Here is a 24,074-nt window from a genome sequence, read left to right as displayed (position 1 = left end):
TTCCCTCCCGGTGGGGCTACTTGCGTATCTGCGGCGCGCTGCTTCCCGTGATCAGCTCGTGCACCGCGGCGGCGGCAGCGGTCCGCACCTTCGTGGCGGTGATGGTGTCGTCGCCGACGTACCGCAGCCACGCCCCGGCGTCATCGGCGAGCGTGCTCACGCCGAACAGTGCGGCATCGTCATCGGAATCCGCGACGATCCGGGCCGCCGTGTCATGAAGGACCTGGGCGAGCTGCGCCACAGGAACGCGCGGTGTCACCACGAAAAGCGAAACCACGACATCTCGCCCCGCCAGGATGCCCAGCCCTCCCACTTGCCCTTCCCTGGGGACGAGCCGCGCCCGATCGAACGCGACGGGCTCACCGTCGGGGCGCCGCACCTCGAAATCGCTCGCGAACACCGCATAGGCGTTGTGCTCGCCGCGGGTGAGACGACCGGCATAGATCGTCTCCCCCGTCACCAGCGTCGCGTCCCGGCTCAGGGTCACGGCGACGCGCTGATAGAAACGCGAGTCGACGTACGGGATGACCGGGTCCGGAAGGTACTCCAGGTAGGCGCCGTCCGCGATCTCGACGTTCACGAGAGACGTCGCATACCCCGACTCCATTCGGTACAGCTTCGTGTGCGCTTGAGTCGTGACGTGCGCGGATGTTCCGGGTCCGAATTTCAGGTCGGCGCGCTGTCTGTCGTTGTGCAGCACCCCTCCCCCGGTCGTCAACAGGTAGGTGTACGGCATGTCGGGCCGCAGGGGGTCGTAGTACACCGGCTCGATGATCTGCAGCGGCGACTTCTGATAGTGGTGCACCAGTTCCGTGCGTTGCATCCCCTCGGGCCCACGGAGCTCGAACCCGAGCTCGAGTATGCCGACCTTGCCCGGGCTGCCGACCGGCAGGGTGTGCGGGTCCACCCCGTACCGTGCGACGTCGACCGGCACGTGCGCGGGCTCGTAGTGTTCGGGCTGCAGTCGCGGGCCGCCGTAGCGGATGCGGGGCCGGCTCTCGTGAGCCGTGTCTGTTCCCGGTTCCTCGGTCATCGGCGCCTCAGGCGACGTTCCTGCCGCGCTGCGCTTCCCAGCGCGCGATGATCGTGTCGCACAGCTTCTGAACGCCCATCCCCTCGAGCGCGTTCGTGAGGATGACAGGCCGTCCCTCCCGCACGGCATGGGCGTCGCGCTCCATCACCTCGAGGTCGGTGCGCACGTACTGCGCGATGTCGACCTTGTTGATGACGAGGATGTCGCTCTCGGTGATTCCCGGACCGCCCTTTCGCGGCATCTTCTGTCCGTTCGACGTGTCGAGCACGAAGACGAAGACGTCGGCCAGCGCGGGCGAGAACGTCAGCGTCAGGTTGTCGCCGCCCGACTCGTAGATCAGCGTGTCGATCTGGGGGAACCGTTCGAGCATCTCCTCACCGGCGGCGAGGTTCATCGTCGGGTCGTCGCGCACCGCGGTGTGCGGGCAGGCGCCGGTCTCGACCCCGATGACGCATTCCGGCGAGATGATGCCGGCGAGCTCTCGCCGCACGTGAAGCGCGTCCTCCTGCGTGTAGATGTCGTTCGTGATGACGCCGGGAGTGCGTCCCGCGGCGAGGAAGAGAGGCACCAGAGCTTCGGTCAGCGCTGTCTTCCCGGTTCCCACCGGCCCCCCGATGCCGACTCGCAGCACGTTGTCGTTCATGTCTCTTCTTTCCTTTCTCGATGTTCCGTGGGTTCCGCCGAGCGCGGCGCCGGTCAGCTCGTGAACAGCCGCGCCGGAGCGCGTTCGTGCCCGGCCGACATGATGTCGCCGACCGGGGTGAACCCTCCGATGTCCGCTTCGGGGCGCGCCACCGCGTCGGCCGCGACCTCCTCGATCACCGGCTGCACCCGGCGCAGCAGCTTCTGCGTGCTGCGGTGATCGGTGAGCCGCAGACGAAGCGCCGCACCCGCGAAGCTGATCGCGAAGGCGAAGAGGTCGGAGACCACTGCCTGCTCCACCGCTACCCCTGTTGCGGCGTAACAGACCCCGGTTGCGATCGCCTGGCATCCGGGAGTGCGGCGCGACCTCACCCACTCGGCCCAGGTCGCGATGTCGTCGCCGCCGTGAGTTCCCGCGTACGCCTCGCTCACGATGTCGATCAGTTGCCGTCCGCTGCGTGTGCTCGAGCGCCGAAGCTCCGAGTTCAGCTTCGACGCGAACAGCAGCCGATCGAGCTCGGCGACGTGGTCCCAGTCCTGCCGTACGGCTGCCCCGTGCGTCCGCGCCAAAGCCGTCGCATCTCCCGGACCGGCGGTACGCACGAGGATGTCCTCCAGCAGATCGCCGATCGTGTCGCCATCGACGAGCCCCTGCTGGTGAAACCCCTCGAGCCCGTGGGACATTGCATAGAACCCGCTCGGGAACGCGGAATCGCTCAACTGCAGGCTGATCAGCAGGCTCGCCGGCCCGCTCGCATCCTTCGGCGTGACCATGTCGCGCTAGACGAGATAGAACAGCTGGGTGAGCGGGAGCGACTCAGCCGGTTCGATGTGCACCGGTTCCCCGTCGACCGAGACCTGGTAGGTCTCCGGATCGACCTCGATGTGCGGGGTCGCGCTGTTGCGCACCATGTCCTTCTTGCCGATCGTGCGGGTGCCCTTCACCGGAAGGATGTTGCTCTTGAGCCCGAGGAGTTCCGGCACGCCCTTGTCGATGGATGCCTGCGACACGAAGGTTGCGCGCGTGGCGTTCAGCGCCTGACCGTTGGCACCGAACATCGGTCGGTAGTACACCGGCTGCGGGGTGGGAAGAGACGCGTTCGGATCTCCCATGAGCGACCAGTTGATCAGGCCGCCCTTGAGGACGAGCTTCGGCTTGGCCGCGAACGAGTCCACCGGCCAGAGCACGATGTCCGCCATCTTCCCGGGCTCCAGCGATCCGATGTACGACGAGAGCCCGTGTGTGATGGCCGGGTTGATCGTCACCTTCGCGAGGTATCGCAGCACGCGGAAGTTGTCGTTGCCCTCGGCATCCTCCGGAAGCTTTCCACGCTTGTCCTTGCAGTGGTGGGCCGTCTGGAACGCTCGCGTGACGGACTCCCCGATGCGGCCCATGGCCTGCGAGTCGGAGGAGAACATCGAGATGATCCCGAGGTCGTGAAGCACCGTTTCGGCCGAGATCGTCTCGGCACGCACGCGCGAATCCGCGAAGGCGATGTCCTCGGGACTCTCGTAGGAGAGATGGTGGCACACCATCACCATGTCGAGCAGCTCGTCGATCGAGTTCACCGTGTACGGCAGCGTCGGATTCGTCGACGACGGCAAGACGTTCGACTGGCCGGCGATCTTGATGATGTCCGGGGCGTGCCCGCCGCCCGCACCTTCGGTGTGATACGTGTGGATCGTCCGGCCATCGATGGCAGAGACGGTCTCCTCTACGAATCCCGCCTCGTTCAGCGAGTCGGTGTGCACCGCGATCTGGATGTCGTATTCATCGGCGACGCTGAGCGCCTGGCTGAGAGCCGCCGGCGTCGCACCCCAGTCCTCATGCACTTTCAGTCCGCCGGCGCCCGCCTCGATCTGCTCGATGAGCGCCTGCGGCAGCGATCCGTTCCCCTTGCCGTGGATTCCGACGTTGACCGGAAGGTCGTCCCACGCCTGCAGCATGCGGTAGATGTTCCAGGCTCCCGGCGTGCACGTCGTGCCGTTCGTGCCGTCCGTCGGTCCCGTGCCACCGCCGAACAGCGTCGTGACGCCGTTCGACAGCGCGGAGTACGCCTGCTGTGGAGAGATGAAGTGCACGTGGGCATCCATCGCACCGGCGGTCGCGATGAGGTGCTCGCCGGCGATCACTTCGGTGCCGGGTCCGACCAGCAGCTTCGGATCCACGTTCTTCTGCGTCTTGGGGTTGCCCGACTTGCCGACGCCCACGATGAGGCCGTCTTTGACTCCGATATCGCCCTTGACGATGCCCAGGACAGGGTCCATGACGATGGCGTTGGTGATCACGAGGTCGAGCGCGCCGTGACTCTGGCTTGCGAGCGGATCGGCTGCCATGCCGTCGCGAGCCGACTTGCCACCGCCATAGACGACCTCGTCTCCGTAGCTGTCGGCCGCGTAGTCCTTCTCGATCTCGATGATGAGGTTCGTGTCGGCGAGTCGAACCTTGTCGCCGACCGTCGGGCCGAACAGGTCGGTGTACTGCTGGCGAGAGATGATGGCCATGGCTACTTCGCACCCTTCGTGGTCGCGGACGTCTTCTTCGGCGTCGGTGCTTTGCCCACCTTGCTGTCGGGCTCGCCGTTCTGAAAGCCTCGCTCCGCCAGCAGACGCATCGCATCGACCTTCGTCTGGTGGGCATCGAGTCCGCCGTCGACCAGGCCGTTGAACCCGACGATCTGACGACCGCCGGCGAACGCCACGAGAGTGACCTCCTTGGTCTCACCCGGCTCGAACCGCACCCCCGTGCCCGCCGGAACATCCAGATGCATTCCCCATGCCTTTTCGCGCACGAAACGCATGGCGGGATTCACTTCGAAGAAATGAAAATGCGAGCCGACCTGCACAGGACGGTCGCCGGTATTCGTGACTTTGAGCGTCACGGAATCCCTTCCGGCATTGATCTCGATGGTGCCGCCGTCGTGATGGACTTTCGATTTCCTGGTTGCCACGGTGTTCCTTTCCCCCCGGTACTTCATGTCAATGGTGATCGTGAATATGGGCGTGCGTATGCGTCACCCCATTCGGGTGATAATGCGCATGCGGTGCAGAATTGCCGTGCTGGTGTGTAATGCCCTGACTCTCCTCGAATGCGTGAGAATGGGCGTACCCGTGACCGTGATCGGCGCCGAGGCCCGAGTCGATTCCGTCGGCCCCTTGCCCGAGCGCGGTGACGGCATCCGCGACCCGATCGCCGACGACCCGGATGACGGCCGCCTCGCTCATCAGCGGGCCCGCGAACTCGGCGCTCGCCTCCGGCAGCGCCTTTGCGAACCCCGCGGGCACGGTCACGACGCGCTCCACGCCGAGCCGGCGCTGCCGCTCGACGGCACGTCGCAAACCGGGCTCGTCGCCGGCGATCGCCACCCCCACCTCGTCCAGTGCACCGTGGGTGGCGACGAGATAGGCGATGCGATGCAACTCGGCCTCATCGAACGGATTCGACGGTGCGGCGACGATGAGCAGTGCACATGACCCTCCGCCGGCTGCGGCGCGGTTCGCTGCGGCTCGCAGCCATGCGGTGAGGTGGTCGACGCGCCCGAACGACTCTGCGAGCGCGATCTGTCGCGGGTATTTCGGTGCCAACCACTTCAGCGTCTTCGCGATGTCGGCCACCATGGTGGGGTTTCTGCCGAAGGTCATCGGAACAACCACGACGGTCTCGTCCGCTTCGAGGGAAGCCACGACCGTGTTGTGGAATGCGCGGCCGGGTTTCGCGCTGACCGTATTGTCGAGGTGACCGGCGATCCTGGCCAGATCTGCTCCGTCGGCACTCTCGTGCCCCCCGACGAGGATGACGCGGACCGGGCGGCCGTGCGTCAACGAACTCACCCTCCGATCGGGTCGTGGCAGGAGACGAGCTTCGTTCCGTCCGGGAACGTGGCCTCGACCTGGAGCAGGGTGATCCGCTCGCGCACCCCCGGCATGCACTCGTCTTCGGTGACGACCTTCTTGCCGAGTTCCATGCAATCGGCGACGGGCTTTCCGTCGCGTGCGGCCTCGAGAATGGCCTCCGTCACCAGCGCTTGCGCTTCGCTCATATTGAGCTTTGTTCCGCGTTCTCGCCGTCGTCTCGCGAGTTCCGCAACCTGGTATACGTACAGCTTGTCGATCTCACGTGGCGCGAGGTCCATTACCGCTCCTGTCCCCAGCAGGTCGTAGACGCAACCCCCCGTCGCGCCCTTTAGGCATTATGTCGGCTCGCCTACACGAACGCAATGCTTTTCACATTCACCGCAGGAGTGAGCGATAGGCGCATGCGGCAGCCATTCGAATTACTACGCGTACCGGCATGGCTTTCTGTATCGTAAACGCGTATGACGGCTATCCGACAATCAGAGCGCGCGCCGAGACACGCGCCGCCGATCGCTGTGCTCGTCGTGCTCGCGCTGCTCCTGCTCGCGCCGATGGTGATCCTGAGTTTCACCGCGTGGCACGCGAACTCCTCGTTGTGGTATCTCGGAATGCTTCCCGCCGTGATCGGCCTGTTCAAGAGCCCGCGTCTGGGCTTCGCTGCCGCCGTCCTCACTCCGCTGCTGATGGGGCTCTCACTCCTGCTGAGGGACTTCCCGATCGTCGGGGCGCTCTACATGGCCGCGCTCGCGGTGGCGACCGGATTCAGCGCCCTTCGCGGATGGCAGCTGATGCTGTCGTTCGCCGCGCCGCTGACCTCATTCGCGCTGATCGGCGACATCAACGTCGCCCTGCCGTCTGGAACTGTGGCTGCCTCGTCGTCGGTCGCGGCCGGACTCGTTCTCGTCGGCTTCGCTCTCGCCGGCGGGCTCTGGACCGCGGTGCTCGGCCAGTTCGTCGTGCGGGCCATTCCGATGAAGCCGCCGAAAACCTTCCCGCTCCGCACCTCGGCCTACTTCGCCGCTGCTCTCGGCGTGCTCGTCGGCGTGTCGACGTTCGTCGCCATGACGGTGCTCGACTCGGATTCCTGGTGGATCATCCTCACCTTCTTCGTCGTCGTCCAGCCCCTCTATTCCGATGCCACGAAGCGCGCGATCTCCCGCGCAGTGGGCACGTTGGTCGGCGCGCTGGTCGCCGTCGTGATCGCTTCGGTGTTCCAGTCGTCGCCGGGCGTCATCACCATCGTCGCGCTCGTGCTGACCGTCGCGGCGGCGTTGGCGAACATGAAGCTTCCCTACTGGGTGTTCGTCATCTTCCTCACCCCGGCGGTCGTCCTGCAGACCGAGGGCGGTTCCCCAGCGATCGATCACGCGATCTTCGAACGTGCGATGTACACCCTGGTCGGCGTGGCGGCGGCCGTCGTCGTCCTCTCGATCGGCCACGTGTTCGTCACGAGACGGGAGAGGGACCGCGAAGACCTCGTGAGTTCCTGATCCGCGACATCACGTCCGGCTCGCGATCAGCGTGTCGGTCGAGCCGATCGCGACGTCATCCACGTAAGTGAGAAGAACCTCGTTGATGCGCGTGATGTCCTCGAGCAGTTCGCGTTCGTCGGGCGTCATGCCGTCCGTCTGCGACGTGTCGGCGTCTCTGACGTCACGTATCCGGGAGGGCGCACGGTTGTCGAGCACGGCGAGCGCGGCCTGAAAGTTGTCGCGAGTCGACGCATCCAGTTGCTGCCATTGCGTCGGCGTGATCGCAGAGGGACCCGTCATCGCGCCCGCGCAGCTCAAGCGGTGCACGTAGTACAGCAGAGCCCATAACGAGACGAGCTGAGCTTCGATACCGCCGCGCCCCATCGAGCCGGCACCGTTGCGAAGCGGGCGCGCGGCGGCGTGGATCTCTCTGAACTGTCGATCCATCTGGGACTCCAGAGCGTCGGCAGACGACGCGTCGACAGCGGACGGATCCGCGAGGCGGCCCAGGGTCGCGTGCGTCGAAGCCATGGCCGCTGCGATCGCATTCGACATCATCGTCACGGTGTTCGCGCGCACGCGCGTCGGCAGCACGAGCGCGGAGACGAGGAGCGCGATCGCGGCGCCGATGAGCGTCTCGACAATGCGCACCTGCACGGCTTCGACATCGAGCGCGCTCAGCGCGTCGTACATCGTGGCCAGCAGGATCGTCTGCCAGAACACCGTCCACGACGAGGCGACGGTGCGGAGGAAGACCGTGAGGAAGACCGTGACGCCGAGCACCGTGAACGTCGTGACGGGACTGTGCCCGGTCGCCAGGGTCAGGCCGAAGGCCACGGCCGCTCCCGCGACCGTGCTGACGCCGCGCTGGAGGTTGCGCTTCCAGCTGAACCCATCGGCTGCGGCGAGGCTCTGGTACGCGGGCAGCGCCGCCCAGTACTGCGCTCCCGACGAGACGAACTCGCCGAGGAAGAGCGCCAGCGCGACGGCGAGTCCGGACTGCAGGGCACGACGGTCGGTGGCGCCACGTTGCCGCTGGTCCTGCACGGCGCGCGCAGCGCGAGCCGGCTTCGTTTCACGCGCTGTCGACGGAGTCATCGGCGCCGCTTCCTCGGCCCCGCGTCTCGCCGCGGAGAGACGATCGAACGCGGCGGCCGTCTCACGAATGCCCGCGAGTGCTCGCTGCGACTCCTCGCTCCAGTCGGGTCGCGGCGTCGCGTGCACAGCGAAGGGCGTATCGCTGTCGTCGTGCTCGAGGGAGATGATGTGCCGCTGCAGTGCCACGAGCTCACCCGCGAGAACCGCGCCGACATCGACGGTGATCGCGTAGTCGGATCCCGACGACAATGCCCGCACGAGTCCCTGCGCGGCCAAGTCGGCTTCGAACACGCGCAGACGGAGCATCCGGGCCCGCGTTTCGGAGAGCCCCGCTGGCGGCCGGTCGAGATCGAGGCTGGTCGCCAGGTGCGCTGCGGTGTCTCGAAGTGCCAGGGCGGCCGCCCTCAGCCGCCTGTCGATCGCGGGGTCGCGTCCCGTGGTCACGGAGTCTGCGGCGGCGTCGAGCACTGAGGCCGATCGAGCGAAGAACGCGTGCACGGCATCGCGGAGTCGGGCACGCGGCGACCGGGTGGGGAGGAAGCTCGCGATCCAGCTGCACACGACACCGATCCCGGACGCGATGAACGCCGCGACGTATTCCTGCGGCTCGACCTCGAGCAGCGAGGCGAAGAAGGCGGTGATGAAGAGCAGACGGCCGAAGGAGCCCGCCATCGGACCGAACCGACTCAGCCATACTGCGATCGCTGCCAGCGCAGCGAGAGCGAGCATGGTCCACATCGATGCCTGCGGGAGCAGCACACCGCACGTGATGCCGCCGAACGTGGCGATCAGTCCGATGAGACCCACTCGACGGGATGCCTCCTGCCGTCCCGTCGACGAGGAGGACGCGAACATCGCCACGAGCCCGGCCAGCGCCCCCGCGGTGGTCGCGCTGATCGAGAGCCCGGCGGCGATCCCAGTCGCGATCCCGGCGGCGACGATGACGATGACCAGCGTCCTCAGCGCCGATCGGGTGCGCACGAAACCCGGATCGAGGAAGGCCTGGCGGCGGCGAAGCCATGACGCGACCCGGCTGCGGCGCGGGGTGTCTTCGCTGCCGGCGTCGGCATCCTGTGTCACGTCTTCATCGGACGAGCTCGTCACGACAGCGGGCACCGAGGGGTCATCCCGGTAGATCGGCTGGAAGTCGAGGTCGTGACCGACGTCCGAGACGAACTGGTGGGCGGCGGAGGCGAATGGGAGCCAGCCGACATATCGTACGTAGGCGTCGTCGGGGACGTCAGGAATGCTGTCGTGGGCCAACGATACCATCGCGTCGTTCAGCGCGAAGAACCGTGCCGCCCACGGATCGAGCTGCACATCGAGACGATGCGAGGAATAGGCATCCCGCTCCTGAACGAACCGTTCCCGTGAGAGCGGCGCGGGTGCGATGCGCGACTGCCAGCCCATCTGCACGTAGCGGTCGTCGCGGAACTCGCTGAACGCCTCGATCAGTCGCACGATCTGCGGGGACTGGGATGCGGCGTGGCCCGCCGGTAGCCCCCATTGCAGCGCGCCGGCCTCGCCCGCGACCATGTGGAGCGCATACGGCAACGAGAAGCGGTCTTCGCCGCTTTGAAAGTGGTACGCCGCCCGGTCCTGACGCAGGCTGTCGCAGTAGAGGTTGAAGTCGTTGACCATGTTGGTCAGGTGCAGGTCGAGGCCGCGAGAACGGCCGCCGGGAAAAAAGGGTCGCAGCGCCTCGACCGGACTGCCCACGCCGGGACCCACCTGGAAGAAGTCGGCGCACAACGAGCGCAGGTTCTGGATGACCGAGAAGATGTTGCTGAGGAACGTGATGAAGAACGACAGGATCACCACGCTGAGCAGGGCTTCCGCCACCGGGATGAGGTTGACCCAGCCGCCGGCGGGCGAAATGTTGTCCGCGCCCGCGGTGGAGAACTGGCCGACGCTGAGATAGAAGGCTCCGACGAAGTCGGGTTTCACGCCCGTGGAGAGCTGGAACGCGCCGAGTCCGATGAGTCCCAGATAGATGAACGCGAACCCGAGCACGAGCCCGACCAGCCAGCAGAGCAGGGTCGTGAGGATCAGGCTGCCGGTGACTTGGCGGAGGACGAGCGGACGCCAACGGCGCGACACTCGGCGGGTGAAGGAGCGGATCGCGATCCACTCGGCGCGCGCGACCTTGTTGGCGAAGAAGCCAGGCTCGTTGTAATTGAGCACGACCAGAAACGTGTCGAGGAGGGTGAACGCGAGAACAGCGATTCCGAACGCGATCCACACGGCATCCATGGCGCCGATACTAACCACACCCTTTCAGGCGGCTCGGGAGGCCGACCCCGCCGCGAGCCGGTGCTCGCGTCACGGTCGCCGTCGTCGATCGACGCTAGGAGTCGGAGTCGCCGGGAATCAACCGCGACGACCATCGCTGATCGATGCGCCGGGTGCGCCAGATCGCCGATGACACGATCCAGGCGAGAGCGAAGAGACCGACGATCGCGAATCCGACGTAGTTGAGGTCGAGATCGGCGATCCAGGCGAGCGGTCCGTTTTCGACGTGCGTGGCCGACGAGATCACTCCGACGATCTCGATGGCGCCGACGACGACAGCGATCACCACCGAGAGCGAAGTGACGAACATGTTGTAGTACATCTTGCGAACGGGCCGCTCGAACGCCCACTCGTACGCGCGATACATGAAGACTCCGTCCGTGGTGTCGAGCAGCGACATGCCCGCGGTGAAGAGCACAGGCAGAACCATCACGGCGTACCACGGCATGCCGTTCGCGACAGCTCCCCCGGCGATGGCGAGGAGTGCGATCTCACTGACCGTGTCGAACCCGAAGCCGAAAAGGACGCCGATCGGATAGATATGGAACGGCCGGCTGACGAACCGCATCAGGCGTCCGAAGAATCGGTTCATCAGTCCGCGGCCCGCCAATTGCCGCTCCAGCTCTGTCTCGTCCATCGCATCGGTGCGGGTCCGTCGGTACACCCCGACGATCCGTAGCAGGACCACGAGGTTCACCGCGCCGATGATCAGCAGGAAGATCCCGGAGATCGAGGCGCCGAACAGTCCCGCATACGTCGAGACGAAGGACGACTTGTTCGTGATCTCGTCCGTGAGCGCGTGAACGCCCGCCGCAACCAGGGCGACCATGACGAGAACGACGGTCGAGTGTCCGAGAGAGAACCAGAATCCGACCGACACCGGCCGGCTCGTCGGATCCTCGCGCAGTTTCCGGGTGGTGTTGTCGATCGCCGCGATGTGGTCCGCGTCGAACGCGTGGCGCATGCCGAGCATGTATGCGACCGCACCGAGCCCAAGCCCGAACGCGGATGATCCGGCGCCCTGATCGGCCGTCACGACCAAGACGACGAGGGTGCCCCAGCCGAGCACGTGAAGGAGCGCGATCACGCCGTACATGCCGACGTAGGCGCGAATTCCGCTGCGTCGACGTTGCGGTGCCGGTGCCGGAATTGCGCGCGAAATCGTCATTGAGCCCCCCAGCCACACCTGCACCCCCGTGCAGCAATGTCAGGCTATCCAGCGCGTGGTATCAGCGCAAGAGACCGGGCATGGCGGCGCCGTCGCAGCTCGACCGTGACGTGGCGGTGACACGCGCCACGGCCGCTGCACCACGCGCGCTCAGTGGGAGTGCCGGGCGCCCATCGTGTGAAGCAGGGAGTGCAGTCGCTCGTCCGCCAGCCGGTAGATCTGCTCTCGACCCGACTTCTCCGAAACAACCCAGCCGTTCGCCCGCGGCCGCCGAAACGACTGGGAGACGACCGTCGGCGTCACGTCGGTGACGGCCGCGACCTCCTGCACGTTGAGCCCTGGCATGTAGTGCAGGCACAGCAGGAGTCGCAGCCGGGTCGGATCGGCCAGCAGGGTCAACCGCGCGGTCCAGCCGTCGACATCCACCGTCTCGTACGCCTGGCGCGCAGACTCTTTCGTGCGGTCGTCCTGCATCGTCTTCCCCTCGGGCCACGGTCGGGTGTGCAGATCATAACGCCCCCGCGAAGAGACCCCGGAGGCGCGACGAGCGTGAGTGCGGCCGGCTCTCCAGCGCAGGCTAGAACGCGCGTCCGATCAGAAGGCCGATCACCGCCGCGGCGACGGCCAGCACGAGCACCACTATCCCGTTCCAGACCGGGCCGCCGTTCGTGCGCTTCTGCAGCATGTGCACGATGTCCACCATCGCAGTGGAGAACGTCGTGTAGCCGCCCAGCGCTCCTTCGCCCAGGATGAACAGCCAGGATGTGTCGAGCACAGACGAATGAGCCAGCCCGGTCAGGAATCCCAGCACCAGCCAGCCTGTGACGTTGATGGTGAACGTCCCCCACGGATAACCGGTGTGCACGGTGCGCATGATGCGACCGTCGAGGACGAACCGGATGGATGCCCCGACGCCACCGCCCACCATGGCGAGAAGGAAGGTTCCGGCGTTCATGCCGCGTCCTCCTCGGTCTGCGTCGATGGTTCTCGCACGAGCGCTCCCGCGAGCGACACTCCGAGCGCCGCGGCAACTACACCCGCGAGAACGCCGACCGTGCCGAACCCCACGGCCAGCACAGGGTTCGTGCCGAGCAGCACCGCTGTGTCGGTCGCGAACGAGCTGTACGTCGTGAAGCCGCCCAGAATGCCCGTTCCGGCGAAGAGCCGGATGTCGCGCCTCGCCGAGGTCTCAGGCCCTCGACGTCCGAGCGCGGTCAGCAGGAACCCGAGGATGAACGCGCCCGACAGGTTCGTGGTGACGATAGCCCACGGGATGCCGTCCTCCGCCGACCAGGGCAGCAGCAGCTCGATCCCGAGTCGGAACCCCACCCCGATCCCTCCTCCGAGGAAGACGTAGAGGATGAGTCTCGGCTGAGCGAACGCCGGCCGGGGATTGGTTGGATGGCTGTCGCGAGCGTGTTCGACGGACGTCATTGCGGGCCCCCTTGTGCGACCCCGATCTCCACCGGGATCGTCCGATCAGGCGGTCGTCGTGCCGCTGGACCGCCATTGGTCTCGTGCTGCTTCTGCGTGCGCTGCGGCGCTCGGTCGAACTCCGCAGCGTTCGACCCGAAGCTCCCCCCGGGCCTCACCGGACCGACGTTATCGTCGGCCTCGGGCTCGATTCGCGCACGACCCGCGGCTTTCGCTCATCCCGCACGAGGGAGCAAGGCGGTGACTTCTGGTCTCCCCCTGGTGTCCGCCCGGTGATGAAGACTTCTCGTAGCGCGCACGTTCGGTCGCTCGGCCGTCCGAGCCCCGGGCCACACAACAGCGCGCGAGAAGAGGAAGACCATGAGTGAGCAGCGAGTTCCCGACGCCATCCGAGAGTTCGTCGATGCCAGCGCCGGTTCGGAGCCGGGTGCGTGGACCGTCACTGTGACGGTGACAGGCAACGGCTTCAACGGGACGAGCCCGCTGGCGTTCGTCGTGCGCGACGGCCGGATCGCGTCGCTCCGGATCAGCTGAGGTCGTCGGAAGCTCGCGACGTCGATGAACCGACCGAGCCGGAGCCCGCTCGGCACTGTTCGACGAGCGCGCGGAAGCCGAGCGAAGGCACGCTCGCGCGCACCGGGAGCGGCTCACTTCGTGGAACACGCCCCGAGCCGCTCCCGGGGGCGAGCCTACGCGTGCGCGCTGGCGAGGGCGACGTAGGAGCCGTGACGCACGTCGTCGATCAGAGAGCGGTTCGAAGGAGTCCAGCCGAAGGTCTCACGCGCCTTCGTGCTCACAAGACCGCTGGTGGTCGTGAGCACCCGGGCGGCGGGACCCAACGCCTGCTCCGCGGCGGCGAAGGGAACGGAGACGGCGGGGGTGCCGGTGAGATCTCCGATCGCCTCGGCAAGGTCACGGAAGCTGAACCGGATGTCGCCGACCGCGTTGAAGATGCCGGCGACCGGCGCGCTGATCGCCCGCACGTAAAGGTCCGCCAGGTCGTCGACGTGGACGGGCAGCCAGGAGTTGCTGCCCTCGTCGATGTAGGTCGCGACGCCGTTCGTCGCGGCGGACTCCATGAGCCCGGTGACGAGACCCGTTCCGCCTCGACCGAAGATGAGACCCGCCCGCACGACGATGCTCGTCGTCCCCGCGGCGTCGAGCACGATGCGTTCGGCGGCGACCTTCACCGGCTGCGCGCTGGCCTCGGGAAGCACAGCGTCCTCGGAAGAATCCTGGCCGGCATCGAATCCGTAGACGAGGCCGGTGCTCGTGTAGATGACGGGCTTGCCGGTGCCGGCCGAGCCCGCACCGGCCACCAGAGCCGTGACGGCGGCGAGCTCCGTGCGCGTGGACTCTTCCGACATGGAGTAGTCGACAGCAGCGTGGATCACGGCGTCCGCCTCGCCGGCCGCTCGAGTGAGGATCGCGGTATCGGCCAACGACCCGAGAACGGGAGTGGCCCCTGCTTCGGTAAGTCGCTGAGCGCTCGCGGTCGACCGCGCCAGAGCGGCGACCTCATGCCCGGCCTCGGTCAGGTGCTCGACGAGAACCGATCCCAGATAGCCGGTTCCGCCCGTGATGAAGATCTTCATCGGTGTTCCTTCCCGCCGCGTGTTTCGCGGCGGACACCACGCTAAACTTTAACACCAGTGTCAAGGTCAAGTCGTGAAAGGTGCGGATCGTGAAGATCGGTGAGTTGAGCAGCGCGACAGGCGCGAGCCCGCGATCGCTTCGGTACTACGAGAGCCTCGGTCTGATCTCCTCACGGCGGCAGCCCAACGGTTATCGCGAGTACGACTCCTCGGCCGCCGAGACGGTCGGAACGATCAAGTCGCTCCTCGACCTCGGCTTCCCGACCAGCTTGATCGAGAGGGTTCTCCCGTGCACCGCCGGTGCGGGTCCCATCGAGGGAGACTGCGCGGCGATCAGCGAACGTGTCGCTCAGATCCGCGACGAGATGGATGCCAAGGCCCAGCGGCTTCTGCAGACGCGAGACCTGCTCTCGGATTACTTGCGCGAGACATCCAGCGGCGGCCCGACACAGATACACGCGACGCGAGCCGACCTTCAACGTCGAACGCGACGACCCATGCCGCAGAAGGGTGAATAGCCCGAACCTGCACGACTTGTTCGAGCTATTCCGATGTCCTGAGACATCACGCGGTCGACATCGTCGACCTCTGTTCCAATAAATAGGCGGCCTCTGTTACGCCGCGCGACCCCGCGATATTTCAAGGTCCGTCGGGGCTTCTTCTCGGGAACTCCAACCGCGTGTCAGGCGGGTGCGGAATGGCAGCGTGCCGAAGTGGCGCATCGCTACGAAACGGGCGACACCACGAGGCAACTGGCCAAGCGATCCTGAAGGCCAGGGTCGGCTTACGCAAGCCGACGAAGGCGCGAGGGATATGAGCACAGGGCTTAGTCAGTGGTCAGAGCAGCTGCGACCCTTTCGGCGGTCTCCTTCGCGGATCCAGGGTTCTGCCCGCTAACGAGGTTGCCGTCGACGACCGCGTAAGAGACGAACGGCAGCTTCGCCTTCTCGTAGTGCGCACCGCGCTTCTTCATCTCCTTCTCGGCGTTGTAAGGGACGAGCTTGTCGACCCGCGCGAGGACCTCCTCCTGCCACGCGAAGCCCGTGAGGTTCTTGCCCTCGACGAGCAGCGTCCCGTCGGATAGCCGGGTGTTGAGCAGCCCGCAGTATCCATGGCAGACAGACGACACGATGCCGCCGCGCTCCCAGATCTCGCGAGTGATGCGCTGCAGTCCCTCGCTGTCGGGGAAGTCGAACATGACCGCGTGTCCGCCGGTGAAGTAGATGGCGTCGTAGTCGGCCGAGTGCACCTCGTCGGGGCTCAGGGTCGTCTCAAGCAGCACCATCCGCGCCGGGTCGTTATGCCACGCCTTGGCGTTCTTGTGGTAATTGGGGAACTTCAGCGAGCGAGGCTCCAGGGGCGATACGCCGCCCTGCGGACTGACGATCGCCTGCTCGAACCCTCGTTGCTCGAACACCTCCCACGCATGGGAGAGCTCGGACAGCCACAGTCCGGTCGGATGCTGCGACGGGTCGTCGTAGTGGCCGACGTTGGTGACGACGTGCAAGATGCGGGTCATGACGCTTCTCCTTGGTTCAAGGCGAGGATCATCGTGATGGCGGCGCAGACGCGCGCCGCGACCTCATCGGTGGGTTCGGGACGGAGTTTGCCGTCGAGGTGAAGGAAGGCCAGGCCGTGGGCGAGACCCCACAGCGCCAGCGACAGGGTGGCTCTCTCCGCGGTCGGGAATAGTCGCGTCACGACATCACCAAGCAGGTCGTGGAGCTGGCCGGAGGCCCGCACCCTCTCACTGTCTGCATCGTCGCATTCGTTGCCGAACATCAGATGGAACAGCGCGGGCCGGCGCAACGCGAAGTCCACGTACGTCACAGCCAGAGCGCACAGAGTCTCCTGCGCCGAGGCCGGCGCGGGTATCCGCCCGAGCGCCGCCACGAGAGCGCCACGCAGATCATCGAAGCCCCGAACGGCGAGCGCCGAATCCAGCGCGTCACGGTCGGCGAAGTGGCGATACGGCGCAGCGGGCGATACGCCCGCCCGGCGCGCAACTGCGCGCATCGACGGCGTCTCGCCGGCTTCAAGGCTTTCGACCGCCGCCGCGAGCAGCGCCGCGCGAAGGTCGCCGTGATGGTACGTCTTCTCGATTGTCGACATTGATACTCCCCGCCACCTTCGTGGCGCTTGCGTAATGTATGCGGTGCTAACATAACACTCTGACGAGAGGAACTCCATGCAGACGATCCTTGGCGCGAACGGTCAGATCGCTACCGAGCTTGCCCGCGAACTGGCGCGTGCGTACACCACTGACCTGCGACTCGTTAGCCGGAATCCACGCAAGGTGAACGCGAGCGATGCGGTGGCCCAGGCGGACCTGCTCGATGCGGGACAGACCGCCGCTGCAGTGGCAGGCAGCGAGGTTGTCTACTTCACCGCCGGCCTTCCAGCCGACACCGAACTCTGGGAACGGCAGTTCCCCACGATGCTCCGAAACGCGCTGAACGCCACCCGGGCGGCGGGCGCGGCGTTCGCCTATTTCGACAACACCTACATGTACCCGCAGGACGACCGCGTCCAGACCGAGGAGACCCCATTCGCGCCCGTCGGGCCGAAGGGCAGAGTCCGTGCCGCGATGGCCACGACGGTCCTTGAGGAGATCGAGCGCGGCGACATTCCGGTGCTCATCGCTCGCGCACCGGAGTTCTATGGACCTGGGAAGACGCAGAGCTTCACGAACGCCCTCGTCCTCGATCGCATAAGGACGGGGAAGCGGCCTCTCGTGCCGGTCCGCGACGATCGTCGGCGCACCCTCATCTGGACCCCGGACGCGAGCCGGGCGCTCGCACTGCTCGGCCACACGACCGACGCGTTCGGGCAGACGTGGCACCTGCCCGCTCCATCCAAGCATCCCACCTACCGTGAGTTTGTCGCGACCGCGGGCGCGGTGCTCGGACGCGACCTCGGCTATTCCGTGATCCCGAAGTGGCTGCTGAGTGCCGCCGGGTACGTATCACCGCAAGTACGCGAGATGCGGGAGCTTCTACCGAGATACCGGCACGACAACGTTTTCGACTCCACTAAGTTCACCTCGCGGTTCCCCGGATTCGACGTCACGTCCCATCAGCAAGGCCTCGAGAGCCTGCTCATCGCACCTCCGAAGACAACGTCCCCGCGCTGACCGATCTGACGAGCTCCCCTCGGCGCGCTATTGATCCGCGATGCGTGCCTCGGCCTTCGCGGAGATCGCCTCCGGGTACATCTGCCGCATGTACTCGAGGAACATGCTCGTGCCCGCTTCGACCATGTCGAGCCAAGGCGTTCAACGGGTACAACGTCGGGTCCAAGACCGGCGCGAACGCCGATCTCACGACCTCATGAAAACACCTTCTGATCAGTAGTTTATCGGTCGGGCTGACAGGATTTGAACCTGCGACCCCTTGACCCCCCAGGCGTCCAAACGGCTTCGGCCCGACCGGATTCCGACGTGATTCCGGGCGTCAGATCATGCAGAACACGTCAGGGATGCATGGTTTGCATGATTCTGGTCCCCCACGAAAGATGAGCGCCACGCGGCTCTTGTCTTGGCGTACCTCACTCGGCCCCAACACGGCTCTCCGACGGCCGGAACCGCGAAGCGTGCGCGACGATCGTCTGACCAACAACCTCGCCGAGGCGCACTGGTACGGCATTGCCGATGAGGCGTCCCAGCACGCTGAACCGGACAGGCTCGCCCGGAGGTACGAACTTGTACTTAGGTGGGAAGGTCTGCAAGATCGCGGCCTCCCGCAAGGAGATGGCCCGATCCTGCTCGGGGTGACCAAACCGCCCGTTCCCGTACCCGAAGCACTGGGTAGTGATCGTCGGACTCGCGTCGTCCCACGACATCCGGCCGTATACACTCGGATACGTGGCGCCCGTGCTCTTCCGATGACAGGCGGCCTGGAGCTCATCGGGCCAGTCGCGCCATGTACCGCCCGGCTTCGAGTGGCGTATCCGTTCAAGATTGGTCTTGCTCAATCGGGATGCGACATGAAGGCGGTCTTTCGGGTCGGATTCGCCAGCATCGATCGGACGGAGACGGCCGATGGCCTCCCGCACGGTCTTCACGCGTTCCTTGTCCTGCGCCAGCGTGAGGCCTTCAGCGCCCAACTTCGACGCGATGAGAACCAGGCGCTTACGCGTCTGAGGGATGCCAACACGAACCGCTTGAACAACAGACCACTCAACCGAATAACCCTCAAAGTTCTCCAGGAACTGGGCGAAGACGGGATGGTCAAGCAACTGAGGAACGTTCTCCATCGTGACCAGATCGGGCTGGACTTCCTTCACGAGCTTGCCGAACGTCTCAACAAGTTGCCAGTCATCGCCGCGCTTCTTGCTCCTGCCTGACCGACTGTACGTTGAGAACGGCTGACATGGAGCACATCCAGCAATCATGCTGATTTCCGCCCCAGCAATCATTCCTGCCACGTCTGACGCGGAGACTTCGTTGACATCGCGTTCAATGAACTTGGCCTTGTTATTAGCTTCGTAGGGATACTTGCACGCCGGGTCGATGTCGATGCCCGCCACTACCTCGATACCCGCCTGCACGAGGCCGTAAGTCAGGCCGCCAACTCCGCAAAAAAGATCGACAGCACGAATCGTCGGAGCGTTCTCGCTTTCGTTCATCAAGCGACCACTCCTTCCATCTCTGCCTGCTCTTCACTCTTGGTAATCTCGACCTGGATGAAACTCACGAAGCATCCAACTGCTTCTCTCAGGTAGTCTCCGACGGCAGTCGCGAGCCCTTTGAGTTCCGCTACCGTCACGCCATCGCTGCAGTCAACGAAGGACAGTGACCCATGAGCAAGCCCGTTGCGACGATCCTTGACGAGTTTGAGAGCGCCCATGTCGTCCCGTATGTGACGCTTTGCCGCTTGAACGACATTAGGTGAGAGCGTCAGGCCGCAACCGACTCGTTCACATATCTTCTCAATCGAAGAGTCGTCCCAGTTGCCGCCCCCACCAGGTTCGATCTTGAACCCTTTGACAGGCATCTGCCGCAACAATTGCTCGCACAGGTCGAGTGCCGCTTGCAGACGCTTGTCCGGCCCCAGGTCGCCATGAGTGCGCGCGATGGAACGCACCCACTCAGTTCGGAGACCGATGCTTAGTTCGCTCGGACGCCGTTCCGTCTCCTCGACCGCGGCGACAACCGCGTCCAAGCACCGGAGCACAGTCGCTTCTACGAGGTTGTAAAGCTGTAGGTAGAGACTTGAGTTGAGAATCTTCTTCTGCTCGGTGGTGATCGGAGCGTCGGTTCCACGGAGCCGGGGCGTGCCCTCACGGGCGGCATCCTCGACGTTCTGCAGAAACGAGAGGTACGCCTCTATCTCTGCATACCTCTCCTCGAAAAACGGGGCAAGATCAATCGTCGCCATGCCCCACCAACTTGTGCTTCACGAAGTCGATACGTCCACGAAGGCGAGCGATCGCATTAGCGCCGTCCGAACTCGTGATCGTCTGGAACTCTGGCAGATTGATCCAGGAGGCAACATCGATCTTGCCGACTGGACGGTCGGCAAGATCCGGCATCTCAGCTAGGGCGCGGTCAACACCTATAGCGATCGACTCGAATCGCGTCCGCGGCGTGGCCGTGCTCTTCTCAGCCTTACGGAATCCGAAGGGGAAGTTACGCGAGACAAAGTCGAGAACAGCATTGAACCGCTGGCGATATGCGTCAGCCAGGTCCGGGTTCGAGGCGAACTCTTGGTTCATCTTCTTTGAGTACGCGAAGAGGAAGTCGGAAGGCCGGTCTCGGTAGCCGTCAAGACCGTCCCCGTAAGCGAAGAGTCGCGTGACGAGTTCTTCGTAGCCGCGCTCTCTCTTGGCCTTCGCCGGCATCGGCGCGAGCTGGGCAAGGAGCGGCACGTTGGCAAGCTCAGTCACTACGTCCAGAAACGGTCCAGCGAGAGCGCCACGACGAATCTCAGCATTGTTGGCGATCTTGCTGCCGGTGTTGATGCGCTCAAACATGTCGAGTCGTGCTGCCTCATCGGCATGCTCATTCAGAACGATGCCCCGAACTGATCGGTTCTTGATCTTTCGCTGCCTCGACTCGGGAAGGTCATCGAAACGGAATCCCGACAGATGTGTCAGAGGGTCGAGTTCGCCGAGCTGGAATCCGCCGTAGATGAACTCTTCGATCGTGCGCAGCCTCTGCGAGCCGTCAACGATTTCGAGCCGCCCGTCCGGCATCTCCCAGAAGAAGATGAACGGAATCGGAAGCCCCATAATCAACGACTCGATGAACCGAGACTTGCGACGCTCCTCCCAGGTGAACTCACGCTGATACGCGGGCACAACGTATTCGCCGTCGCGGACCTTCTGGGCCAGCAACTCGACGGAGTACTCAGTGAGGAAGAAGTCGATTCGTTTGGACTGCTCAACGATCTGTGCTTCGGCAAGCTCGATCTGCTCCGCAGTCGGTCGGTCGTTGGAGCGCGCCACCATCGCACCTCCTCCTTCTGCTTGCGTCACCTCCGACAGGTAGGCCTGTCTTCAGGCTACCGGGGTGCTGCCCTGCCACCGAGACGACAGGCGGGCGAACCCCATGCCCACGTCACAGGATGCCTGTAGCCTCCGACACCTGTCGGCTCTCCTCACCCTCCCCTGCGTCGGCGGCTCGGCGGGCACTCCGTTCCCGTGCTCGGATGAGGACGAGCTGGACGAGGCTGACCGGCCCGATCCAGAAGAAACTTGGGGGCGTTCCAGCCGAACAGCAGGACCAGCAGGTAGAGGGGGCCGGGGCCTTCCCGCTCGATGTTCGTGTAGCAGATCGCCGTAGCGAAGTAGTAGCCGCGCCCAGGACCAGCATGGCCGGGATGCCCCACTTCAAGCCTCGGCGGCGACAGCGGATCGCGCCGAGCAGCAGGTTCGTGGGCGCGTACCGGAACAGGCCGTAGCCTCGTTCGCTCAGGTTCATGGATGTGCGCAGCATCGCGGGCCTCTTTCCTCGTCATAGCGCGACGGTGTTCCGTCATGGAGGCGGCTATGAACCGAGTGCCCGCGAGGGGCCGTCCCGAAGGACCCGCGCAGTTTGCTGAACCTGCCTCGCCACCGAGTCCACGACTGACTCGTGACAGAGAGAACTCCGACGGCAGATGGGCGTGTACCTCGTCGGTGACCTTGGAGCGAGAGGACACCGAATCACGGCGACGTTGGCATGCGGGAAGGTCCACCAGTCCTACAGCGACTTCGTCATGCTCGCAGCGCTCGTCGCCGCACGCTCTTCCGAAGTGTCCGGGTTGCAGTCGGGGACGTGGACTTCGGCAAGAACCTCGTCGTCATCCGCCGGCAGGTCTTCCCCGGCAAGGGTGGCTTGGTCACCAAGCCGACCAAGAGCCGCAAAGAGCGCCGGGTGCCGATCCTGGAACCGCTCCGGCCCGTGCTGGAACGCCTCACCGAGGGCAAGCAGCCGGAGGACTCGTTACTGGTCGGTCCGAAGGGCGGCTATCTCACCACCGCGACGGTCCGCGACGCTACCGATTGGGACAGCATGGTCGCGGGCTCGGACTGCCCGACCTCACCCGGCACGGCCTGCGCCACACGGGGGCGACCTGGATGACCGACGCGGCATCCCGCTGCACGTGCTCCAAGACATTCTCGGGCATGCCTCAATGGAAACCACCCGCGGCTATCTTCACCCCGACGACCGCCACCTGGCCTAAGCAGCCGAGCAGGCCAACGCCTTCCTCTCCCGCCGCCGGGCAGCGTAAGCAGGCTCGCCAGGGGCAAGGGATCTGACGAAGGATGGGTGCTAAGGCCTGGTTTCATCCTCTCGCTGATGCGTCGGTACGAGGCCACGGGCTCACGTACTCGCTTCCTGCGACTCGCCCATAAGAACTAGCGTGCTGTCTGATTAGCCTGGAGAGCGGGTCGCGCGGGAAAGCCACTTCTGACATCTCCGGGACAGCTACCGGCTCGTCGCCGCCTTCCCGAAGTTGACGGATTGATCGCCTGTTTGCCTCGTCGTGAAGGTCCCTCGGGTGGGGATTTTCGCCTACAAACCAGAAGTGCCCTGCAACTTGATCTGCCGCCTTGAGGTCCTCGGTGGTTCCCTCGTGGTCGGCAGTTTCGGCGTTCAGACGTTCTTTGATTCCTTCGCTGTAGGTACGGAGTTCGAGTGCAGCGATCGCAATGGCATAGAGCAGAACCAACTCGCTCGCGTAGTGGTCATAGTGAGGCGTCGCTCCGGCAAGGTTGCGGCCATACAACCGCACATCGCTGTTCGTGACAGGGTGCGCGTAGCTGGAGAGAAACCTGTAGTGGACACTGATCCGCCCCGAGTCGGCAGCGTCAATGAGTCCGTTCTGTTCGAGGTTCTCCAAGAGCGCGGACCACCGGAGGTACACAAACCAGCGAGCTTCGTTCTCACTAGCGCGACGTCGCAGTTCGTCTTTGGTGAGGAAGCCGTCATCCTCTTGGTCAGCAGGCTTTCCTAGAAGACCGTCGTATTCATCGATCAGGAAGTAGTAGATGCTCAGTCTTTCCTGCTTGCCGTGCTCATCGGGCGCCGACAGCAATCCCCGCCATCGGATGATCACGTCACCCTTCTTCGTGCGGGTCCAGGTATGGATGCTCGTGGCCCAATCGGCGCCTGCCTCTCGTTCCCGTTGCCACTCGCCCCACGTCTCGTCTGAAACGGACCGTATGCGCTCCACATACGTCTCGCCTAGAAAGACCAACCAGTCGAAGACCGCGTGCTCAAGACCGCTTCGGAGCATCGTGAACGCTGGGCCGTAGAGATGCCTGTCTGACAACTGAATCGCGGAGTCGAGGTATCGTCCTAGACTCACTGCGCGAGTGGCCTTATCGCCAAACTCGACGTGGAAGGTGTCGTCACCGAAGTCCATGTTGGCGTCGTCACGACGACCTCGCAGTCGACGCTCCAGCCGGCCCCACACGGCTCGAAGCTCGGAGTGCATGTCGTCAGCGGTCACAGGTCCACTCTGCCGTAGTCGTTTGCGCGTCAGCGAGCTTCTAGCGAGAAGGCTCTGTCAAGGATGAGGTGAGCTGGTCTCCTTTTGGTCCCCTTATCCACAGGACAGCGAGTCCAGGAGGCGCCACTGTCAACAGGCGACTGTGCGGCGCCGCCCCAGGGGGACCAGAAGGGGACCACGAAGAACGACCCCTGAACGTGATGAAGCCCAGGCGAGAAATCTGCTCTGGGCTTTTACGTCGGGGGGACAGTGTCCTGGTTCAGGACATCGGAATGGGTGTCTCGCGTCATCGGAATGGGTGTCTCGCGTCATTGGAATACCGTGTCTGCGGAGGTGGGAGTAGCTGGGCGGTTGACGCTGGGGCATGACTAAGCAGCGTCTCGTGATTAGTGCCGTTCTGTCCGGTATTTCGCAGTCGGAGGCCGCCCGTCGTTACGGGGTATCGCAGAGTTGGGTGTCCAAACTGGTGGCCCGATATCGGCTCGAGGGTGAGAGCGCGTTTCAGCCGCATTCCCGACGTCCCGTCACCTCACCGAACGCGACCTC

The 24,074-nt window shown here is 64.9% G+C and carries 25 protein-coding genes; 6 read left to right on the top strand and 19 right to left on the bottom strand.

What is annotated here, in order from left to right; translation table 11 throughout:
- Positions 1-16: 16 nt before the first annotated feature.
- The 7 genes from H623_RS0101480 to H623_RS0101450 are packed head-to-tail and all read right to left on the bottom strand — an operon-like array spanning position 17 to position 5,808.
- The gene (locus tag H623_RS0101480; RefSeq protein WP_022899169.1) at positions 17-1,033 is read right to left on the bottom strand and encodes an urease accessory protein UreD; all 1,017 of its coding nucleotides are present in this window, start codon (positions 1,031-1,033) and stop codon (positions 17-19) included.
- A gap of 7 nt (positions 1,034-1,040) precedes the next feature.
- On the bottom strand, positions 1,041-1,676 hold the full coding sequence (ureG, locus tag H623_RS0101475) for an urease accessory protein UreG (RefSeq protein WP_022899168.1): 636 nt from the start codon (positions 1,674-1,676) through the stop codon (positions 1,041-1,043).
- A gap of 53 nt (positions 1,677-1,729) precedes the next feature.
- On the bottom strand, positions 1,730-2,449 hold the full coding sequence (locus tag H623_RS0101470) for an urease accessory protein UreF (RefSeq protein ID WP_022899167.1): 720 nt from the start codon (positions 2,447-2,449) through the stop codon (positions 1,730-1,732).
- A gap of 6 nt (positions 2,450-2,455) precedes the next feature.
- Positions 2,456-4,180 carry an urease subunit alpha gene (gene ureC, locus H623_RS0101465; RefSeq protein ID WP_022899166.1) on the bottom strand — a complete coding sequence of 575 codons (1,725 nt, stop codon included), beginning with the start codon at positions 4,178-4,180 and terminating at the stop codon, positions 2,456-2,458.
- Between the two features lie 2 nt (positions 4,181-4,182).
- Positions 4,183-4,626, bottom strand: a complete 444-nt coding sequence (locus H623_RS22105) for an urease subunit beta (RefSeq protein WP_022899165.1) — start codon at positions 4,624-4,626, stop codon at positions 4,183-4,185.
- Between the two features lie 28 nt (positions 4,627-4,654).
- Positions 4,655-5,497 (bottom strand): sirohydrochlorin chelatase, encoded by an 843-nt coding sequence (locus H623_RS17185; RefSeq protein ID WP_033371138.1) that lies wholly within the window; start codon positions 5,495-5,497, stop codon positions 4,655-4,657.
- Positions 5,498-5,502: 5 nt separating this feature from the next.
- A complete protein-coding gene (locus H623_RS0101450; RefSeq protein ID WP_022899163.1) occupies positions 5,503-5,808 on the bottom strand; it encodes an urease subunit gamma in 306 nt (101 codons plus the stop codon).
- A gap of 183 nt (positions 5,809-5,991) precedes the next feature.
- Between H623_RS0101450 and H623_RS0101445 the strand changes: the two genes are divergently transcribed.
- Positions 5,992-7,020 (top strand): FUSC family protein, encoded by a 1,029-nt coding sequence (locus H623_RS0101445; protein WP_084485498.1) that lies wholly within the window; start codon positions 5,992-5,994, stop codon positions 7,018-7,020.
- A gap of 9 nt (positions 7,021-7,029) precedes the next feature.
- Here the strand turns inward: H623_RS0101445 and H623_RS0101440 are convergent, their stop codons facing one another.
- From H623_RS0101440 to H623_RS17180, 5 genes are all read right to left on the bottom strand, one after another.
- Complete coding sequence (locus H623_RS0101440; protein WP_022899161.1) at positions 7,030-10,353, bottom strand: FUSC family protein; 3,324 nt, start codon at positions 10,351-10,353, stop codon at positions 7,030-7,032.
- A gap of 94 nt (positions 10,354-10,447) precedes the next feature.
- Positions 10,448-11,560 (bottom strand): Nickel transporter NicT, encoded by a 1,113-nt coding sequence (nicT, locus tag H623_RS0101435; RefSeq protein ID WP_022899160.1) that lies wholly within the window; start codon positions 11,558-11,560, stop codon positions 10,448-10,450.
- A 150-nt stretch (positions 11,561-11,710) separates the two neighbouring features.
- A complete protein-coding gene (locus H623_RS0101430) occupies positions 11,711-12,034 on the bottom strand; it encodes an ArsR/SmtB family transcription factor (protein ID WP_022899159.1) in 324 nt (107 codons plus the stop codon).
- A gap of 103 nt (positions 12,035-12,137) precedes the next feature.
- Positions 12,138-12,515, bottom strand: coding sequence for a fluoride efflux transporter FluC (locus H623_RS0101425; protein ID WP_022899158.1), 378 nt, complete (start codon positions 12,513-12,515; stop codon positions 12,138-12,140).
- The gene (locus H623_RS17180) at positions 12,512-12,994 is read right to left on the bottom strand and encodes a fluoride efflux transporter FluC (protein ID WP_022899157.1); all 483 of its coding nucleotides are present in this window, start codon (positions 12,992-12,994) and stop codon (positions 12,512-12,514) included. Before H623_RS17180 ends, H623_RS0101425 begins: the two co-directional genes overlap by 4 nt.
- Positions 12,995-13,354: 360 nt before the next feature.
- Between H623_RS17180 and H623_RS17175 the strand changes: the two genes are divergently transcribed.
- The gene (locus H623_RS17175; RefSeq protein WP_022899156.1) at positions 13,355-13,528 is read left to right on the top strand and encodes a hypothetical protein; all 174 of its coding nucleotides are present in this window, start codon (positions 13,355-13,357) and stop codon (positions 13,526-13,528) included.
- 155 nt (positions 13,529-13,683) lie between these two features.
- Here H623_RS17175 and H623_RS0101405 read toward each other — a convergent pair whose 3' ends face one another.
- Positions 13,684-14,589, bottom strand: coding sequence for an NAD-dependent epimerase/dehydratase family protein (locus H623_RS0101405; RefSeq protein ID WP_022899154.1), 906 nt, complete (start codon positions 14,587-14,589; stop codon positions 13,684-13,686).
- 89 nt (positions 14,590-14,678) lie between these two features.
- Here H623_RS0101405 and H623_RS17170 point away from each other — a divergent pair, with 89 nt between their 5' ends.
- Positions 14,679-15,107: a MerR family transcriptional regulator gene (locus H623_RS17170; RefSeq protein ID WP_157560856.1), complete on the top strand. Its 429-nt coding sequence runs from the start codon at positions 14,679-14,681 to the stop codon at positions 15,105-15,107.
- A 308-nt stretch (positions 15,108-15,415) separates the two neighbouring features.
- Here the strand turns inward: H623_RS17170 and H623_RS0101395 are convergent, their stop codons facing one another.
- Together H623_RS0101395 and H623_RS0101390 are read right to left on the bottom strand one after the other, a co-directional pair.
- Positions 15,416-16,108, bottom strand: coding sequence for a type 1 glutamine amidotransferase domain-containing protein (locus tag H623_RS0101395; protein ID WP_022899152.1), 693 nt, complete (start codon positions 16,106-16,108; stop codon positions 15,416-15,418).
- Positions 16,105-16,701 (bottom strand): TetR/AcrR family transcriptional regulator, encoded by a 597-nt coding sequence (locus H623_RS0101390; protein ID WP_022899151.1) that lies wholly within the window; start codon positions 16,699-16,701, stop codon positions 16,105-16,107. Before H623_RS0101390 ends, H623_RS0101395 begins: the two co-directional genes overlap by 4 nt.
- Before the next feature lie 76 nt (positions 16,702-16,777).
- Here H623_RS0101390 and H623_RS0101385 point away from each other — a divergent pair, with 76 nt between their 5' ends.
- Positions 16,778-17,722: an NAD-dependent epimerase/dehydratase family protein gene (locus H623_RS0101385; RefSeq protein ID WP_022899150.1), complete on the top strand. Its 945-nt coding sequence runs from the start codon at positions 16,778-16,780 to the stop codon at positions 17,720-17,722.
- 413 nt (positions 17,723-18,135) lie between these two features.
- Here the strand turns inward: H623_RS0101385 and H623_RS0101375 are convergent, their stop codons facing one another.
- Genes H623_RS0101375 through H623_RS0101365 form a run of 3 tightly spaced genes read right to left on the bottom strand, consistent with a single transcriptional unit; the run spans position 18,136 to position 21,039 of the window.
- A complete protein-coding gene (locus H623_RS0101375) occupies positions 18,136-19,215 on the bottom strand; it encodes a DNA cytosine methyltransferase (RefSeq protein ID WP_022899148.1) in 1,080 nt (359 codons plus the stop codon).
- Positions 19,215-19,967 (bottom strand): MAE_28990/MAE_18760 family HEPN-like nuclease, encoded by a 753-nt coding sequence (locus tag H623_RS0101370; protein ID WP_022899147.1) that lies wholly within the window; start codon positions 19,965-19,967, stop codon positions 19,215-19,217. Before H623_RS0101370 ends, H623_RS0101375 begins: the two co-directional genes overlap by 1 nt.
- Positions 19,954-21,039: a DUF262 domain-containing protein gene (locus H623_RS0101365; protein ID WP_022899146.1), complete on the bottom strand. Its 1,086-nt coding sequence runs from the start codon at positions 21,037-21,039 to the stop codon at positions 19,954-19,956. Before H623_RS0101365 ends, H623_RS0101370 begins: the two co-directional genes overlap by 14 nt.
- 808 nt (positions 21,040-21,847) lie before the next feature.
- On the opposite strand from H623_RS0101365, the gene H623_RS21620 reads away from it, so the two are divergent.
- Positions 21,848-22,153: a site-specific integrase gene (locus H623_RS21620; protein ID WP_022899145.1), complete on the top strand. Its 306-nt coding sequence runs from the start codon at positions 21,848-21,850 to the stop codon at positions 22,151-22,153.
- A gap of 205 nt (positions 22,154-22,358) precedes the next feature.
- On the opposite strand, the gene H623_RS0101355 is transcribed toward H623_RS21620, so the two are convergent.
- Positions 22,359-23,528 carry a hypothetical protein gene (locus tag H623_RS0101355; RefSeq protein ID WP_022899144.1) on the bottom strand — a complete coding sequence of 390 codons (1,170 nt, stop codon included), beginning with the start codon at positions 23,526-23,528 and terminating at the stop codon, positions 22,359-22,361.
- Positions 23,529-23,892: 364 nt separating this feature from the next.
- Between H623_RS0101355 and H623_RS21335 the strand changes: the two genes are divergently transcribed.
- Positions 23,893-24,074 (top strand): helix-turn-helix domain-containing protein (locus H623_RS21335; protein WP_245558854.1); only part of this gene is annotated, 182 nt, incomplete at its 3' end.

It is taken from the genome of Humibacter albus DSM 18994 (genome assembly GCF_000421825.1).
Lineage (GTDB): Bacteria > Actinomycetota > Actinomycetes > Actinomycetales > Microbacteriaceae > Humibacter > Humibacter albus.
This window is presented reverse-complemented; position numbering and strand designations above follow the sequence as displayed.

Bases quoted from the DNA above. Each gene is read 5' to 3' on its own strand.
- H623_RS0101480 (WP_022899169.1), bottom strand. From the start codon at position 1,033: ATGACCGAGGAACCGGGAACAGACACGGCTCACGAGAGCCGGCCCCGC.
- ureG (WP_022899168.1), bottom strand. From the start codon at position 1,676: ATGAACGACAACGTGCTGCGAGTCGGCATCGGGGGGCCGGTGGGAACC.
- H623_RS0101470 (WP_022899167.1), bottom strand. From the start codon at position 2,449: ATGGTCACGCCGAAGGATGCGAGCGGGCCGGCGAGCCTGCTGATCAGC.
- ureC (WP_022899166.1), bottom strand. From the start codon at position 4,180: ATGGCCATCATCTCTCGCCAGCAGTACACCGACCTGTTCGGCCCGACG.
- H623_RS0101450 (WP_022899163.1), bottom strand. From the start codon at position 5,808: ATGGACCTCGCGCCACGTGAGATCGACAAGCTGTACGTATACCAGGTT.
- H623_RS0101445 (WP_084485498.1), top strand. From the start codon at position 5,992: ATGACGGCTATCCGACAATCAGAGCGCGCGCCGAGACACGCGCCGCCG.
- H623_RS0101440 (WP_022899161.1), bottom strand. From the start codon at position 10,353: ATGGATGCCGTGTGGATCGCGTTCGGAATCGCTGTTCTCGCGTTCACC.
- nicT (WP_022899160.1), bottom strand. From the start codon at position 11,560: ATGACGATTTCGCGCGCAATTCCGGCACCGGCACCGCAACGTCGACGC.
- H623_RS0101430 (WP_022899159.1), bottom strand. From the start codon at position 12,034: ATGCAGGACGACCGCACGAAAGAGTCTGCGCGCCAGGCGTACGAGACG.
- H623_RS0101425 (WP_022899158.1), bottom strand. From the start codon at position 12,515: ATGAACGCCGGAACCTTCCTTCTCGCCATGGTGGGCGGTGGCGTCGGG.
- H623_RS17180 (WP_022899157.1), bottom strand. From the start codon at position 12,994: ATGACGTCCGTCGAACACGCTCGCGACAGCCATCCAACCAATCCCCGG.
- H623_RS17175 (WP_022899156.1), top strand. From the start codon at position 13,355: ATGAGTGAGCAGCGAGTTCCCGACGCCATCCGAGAGTTCGTCGATGCC.
- H623_RS0101405 (WP_022899154.1), bottom strand. From the start codon at position 14,589: ATGAAGATCTTCATCACGGGCGGAACCGGCTATCTGGGATCGGTTCTC.
- H623_RS0101395 (WP_022899152.1), bottom strand. From the start codon at position 16,108: ATGACCCGCATCTTGCACGTCGTCACCAACGTCGGCCACTACGACGAC.
- H623_RS0101390 (WP_022899151.1), bottom strand. From the start codon at position 16,701: ATGTCGACAATCGAGAAGACGTACCATCACGGCGACCTTCGCGCGGCG.
- H623_RS0101385 (WP_022899150.1), top strand. From the start codon at position 16,778: ATGCAGACGATCCTTGGCGCGAACGGTCAGATCGCTACCGAGCTTGCC.
- H623_RS0101375 (WP_022899148.1), bottom strand. From the start codon at position 19,215: ATGAACGAAAGCGAGAACGCTCCGACGATTCGTGCTGTCGATCTTTTT.
- H623_RS0101370 (WP_022899147.1), bottom strand. From the start codon at position 19,967: ATGGCGACGATTGATCTTGCCCCGTTTTTCGAGGAGAGGTATGCAGAG.
- H623_RS0101365 (WP_022899146.1), bottom strand. From the start codon at position 21,039: ATGGTGGCGCGCTCCAACGACCGACCGACTGCGGAGCAGATCGAGCTT.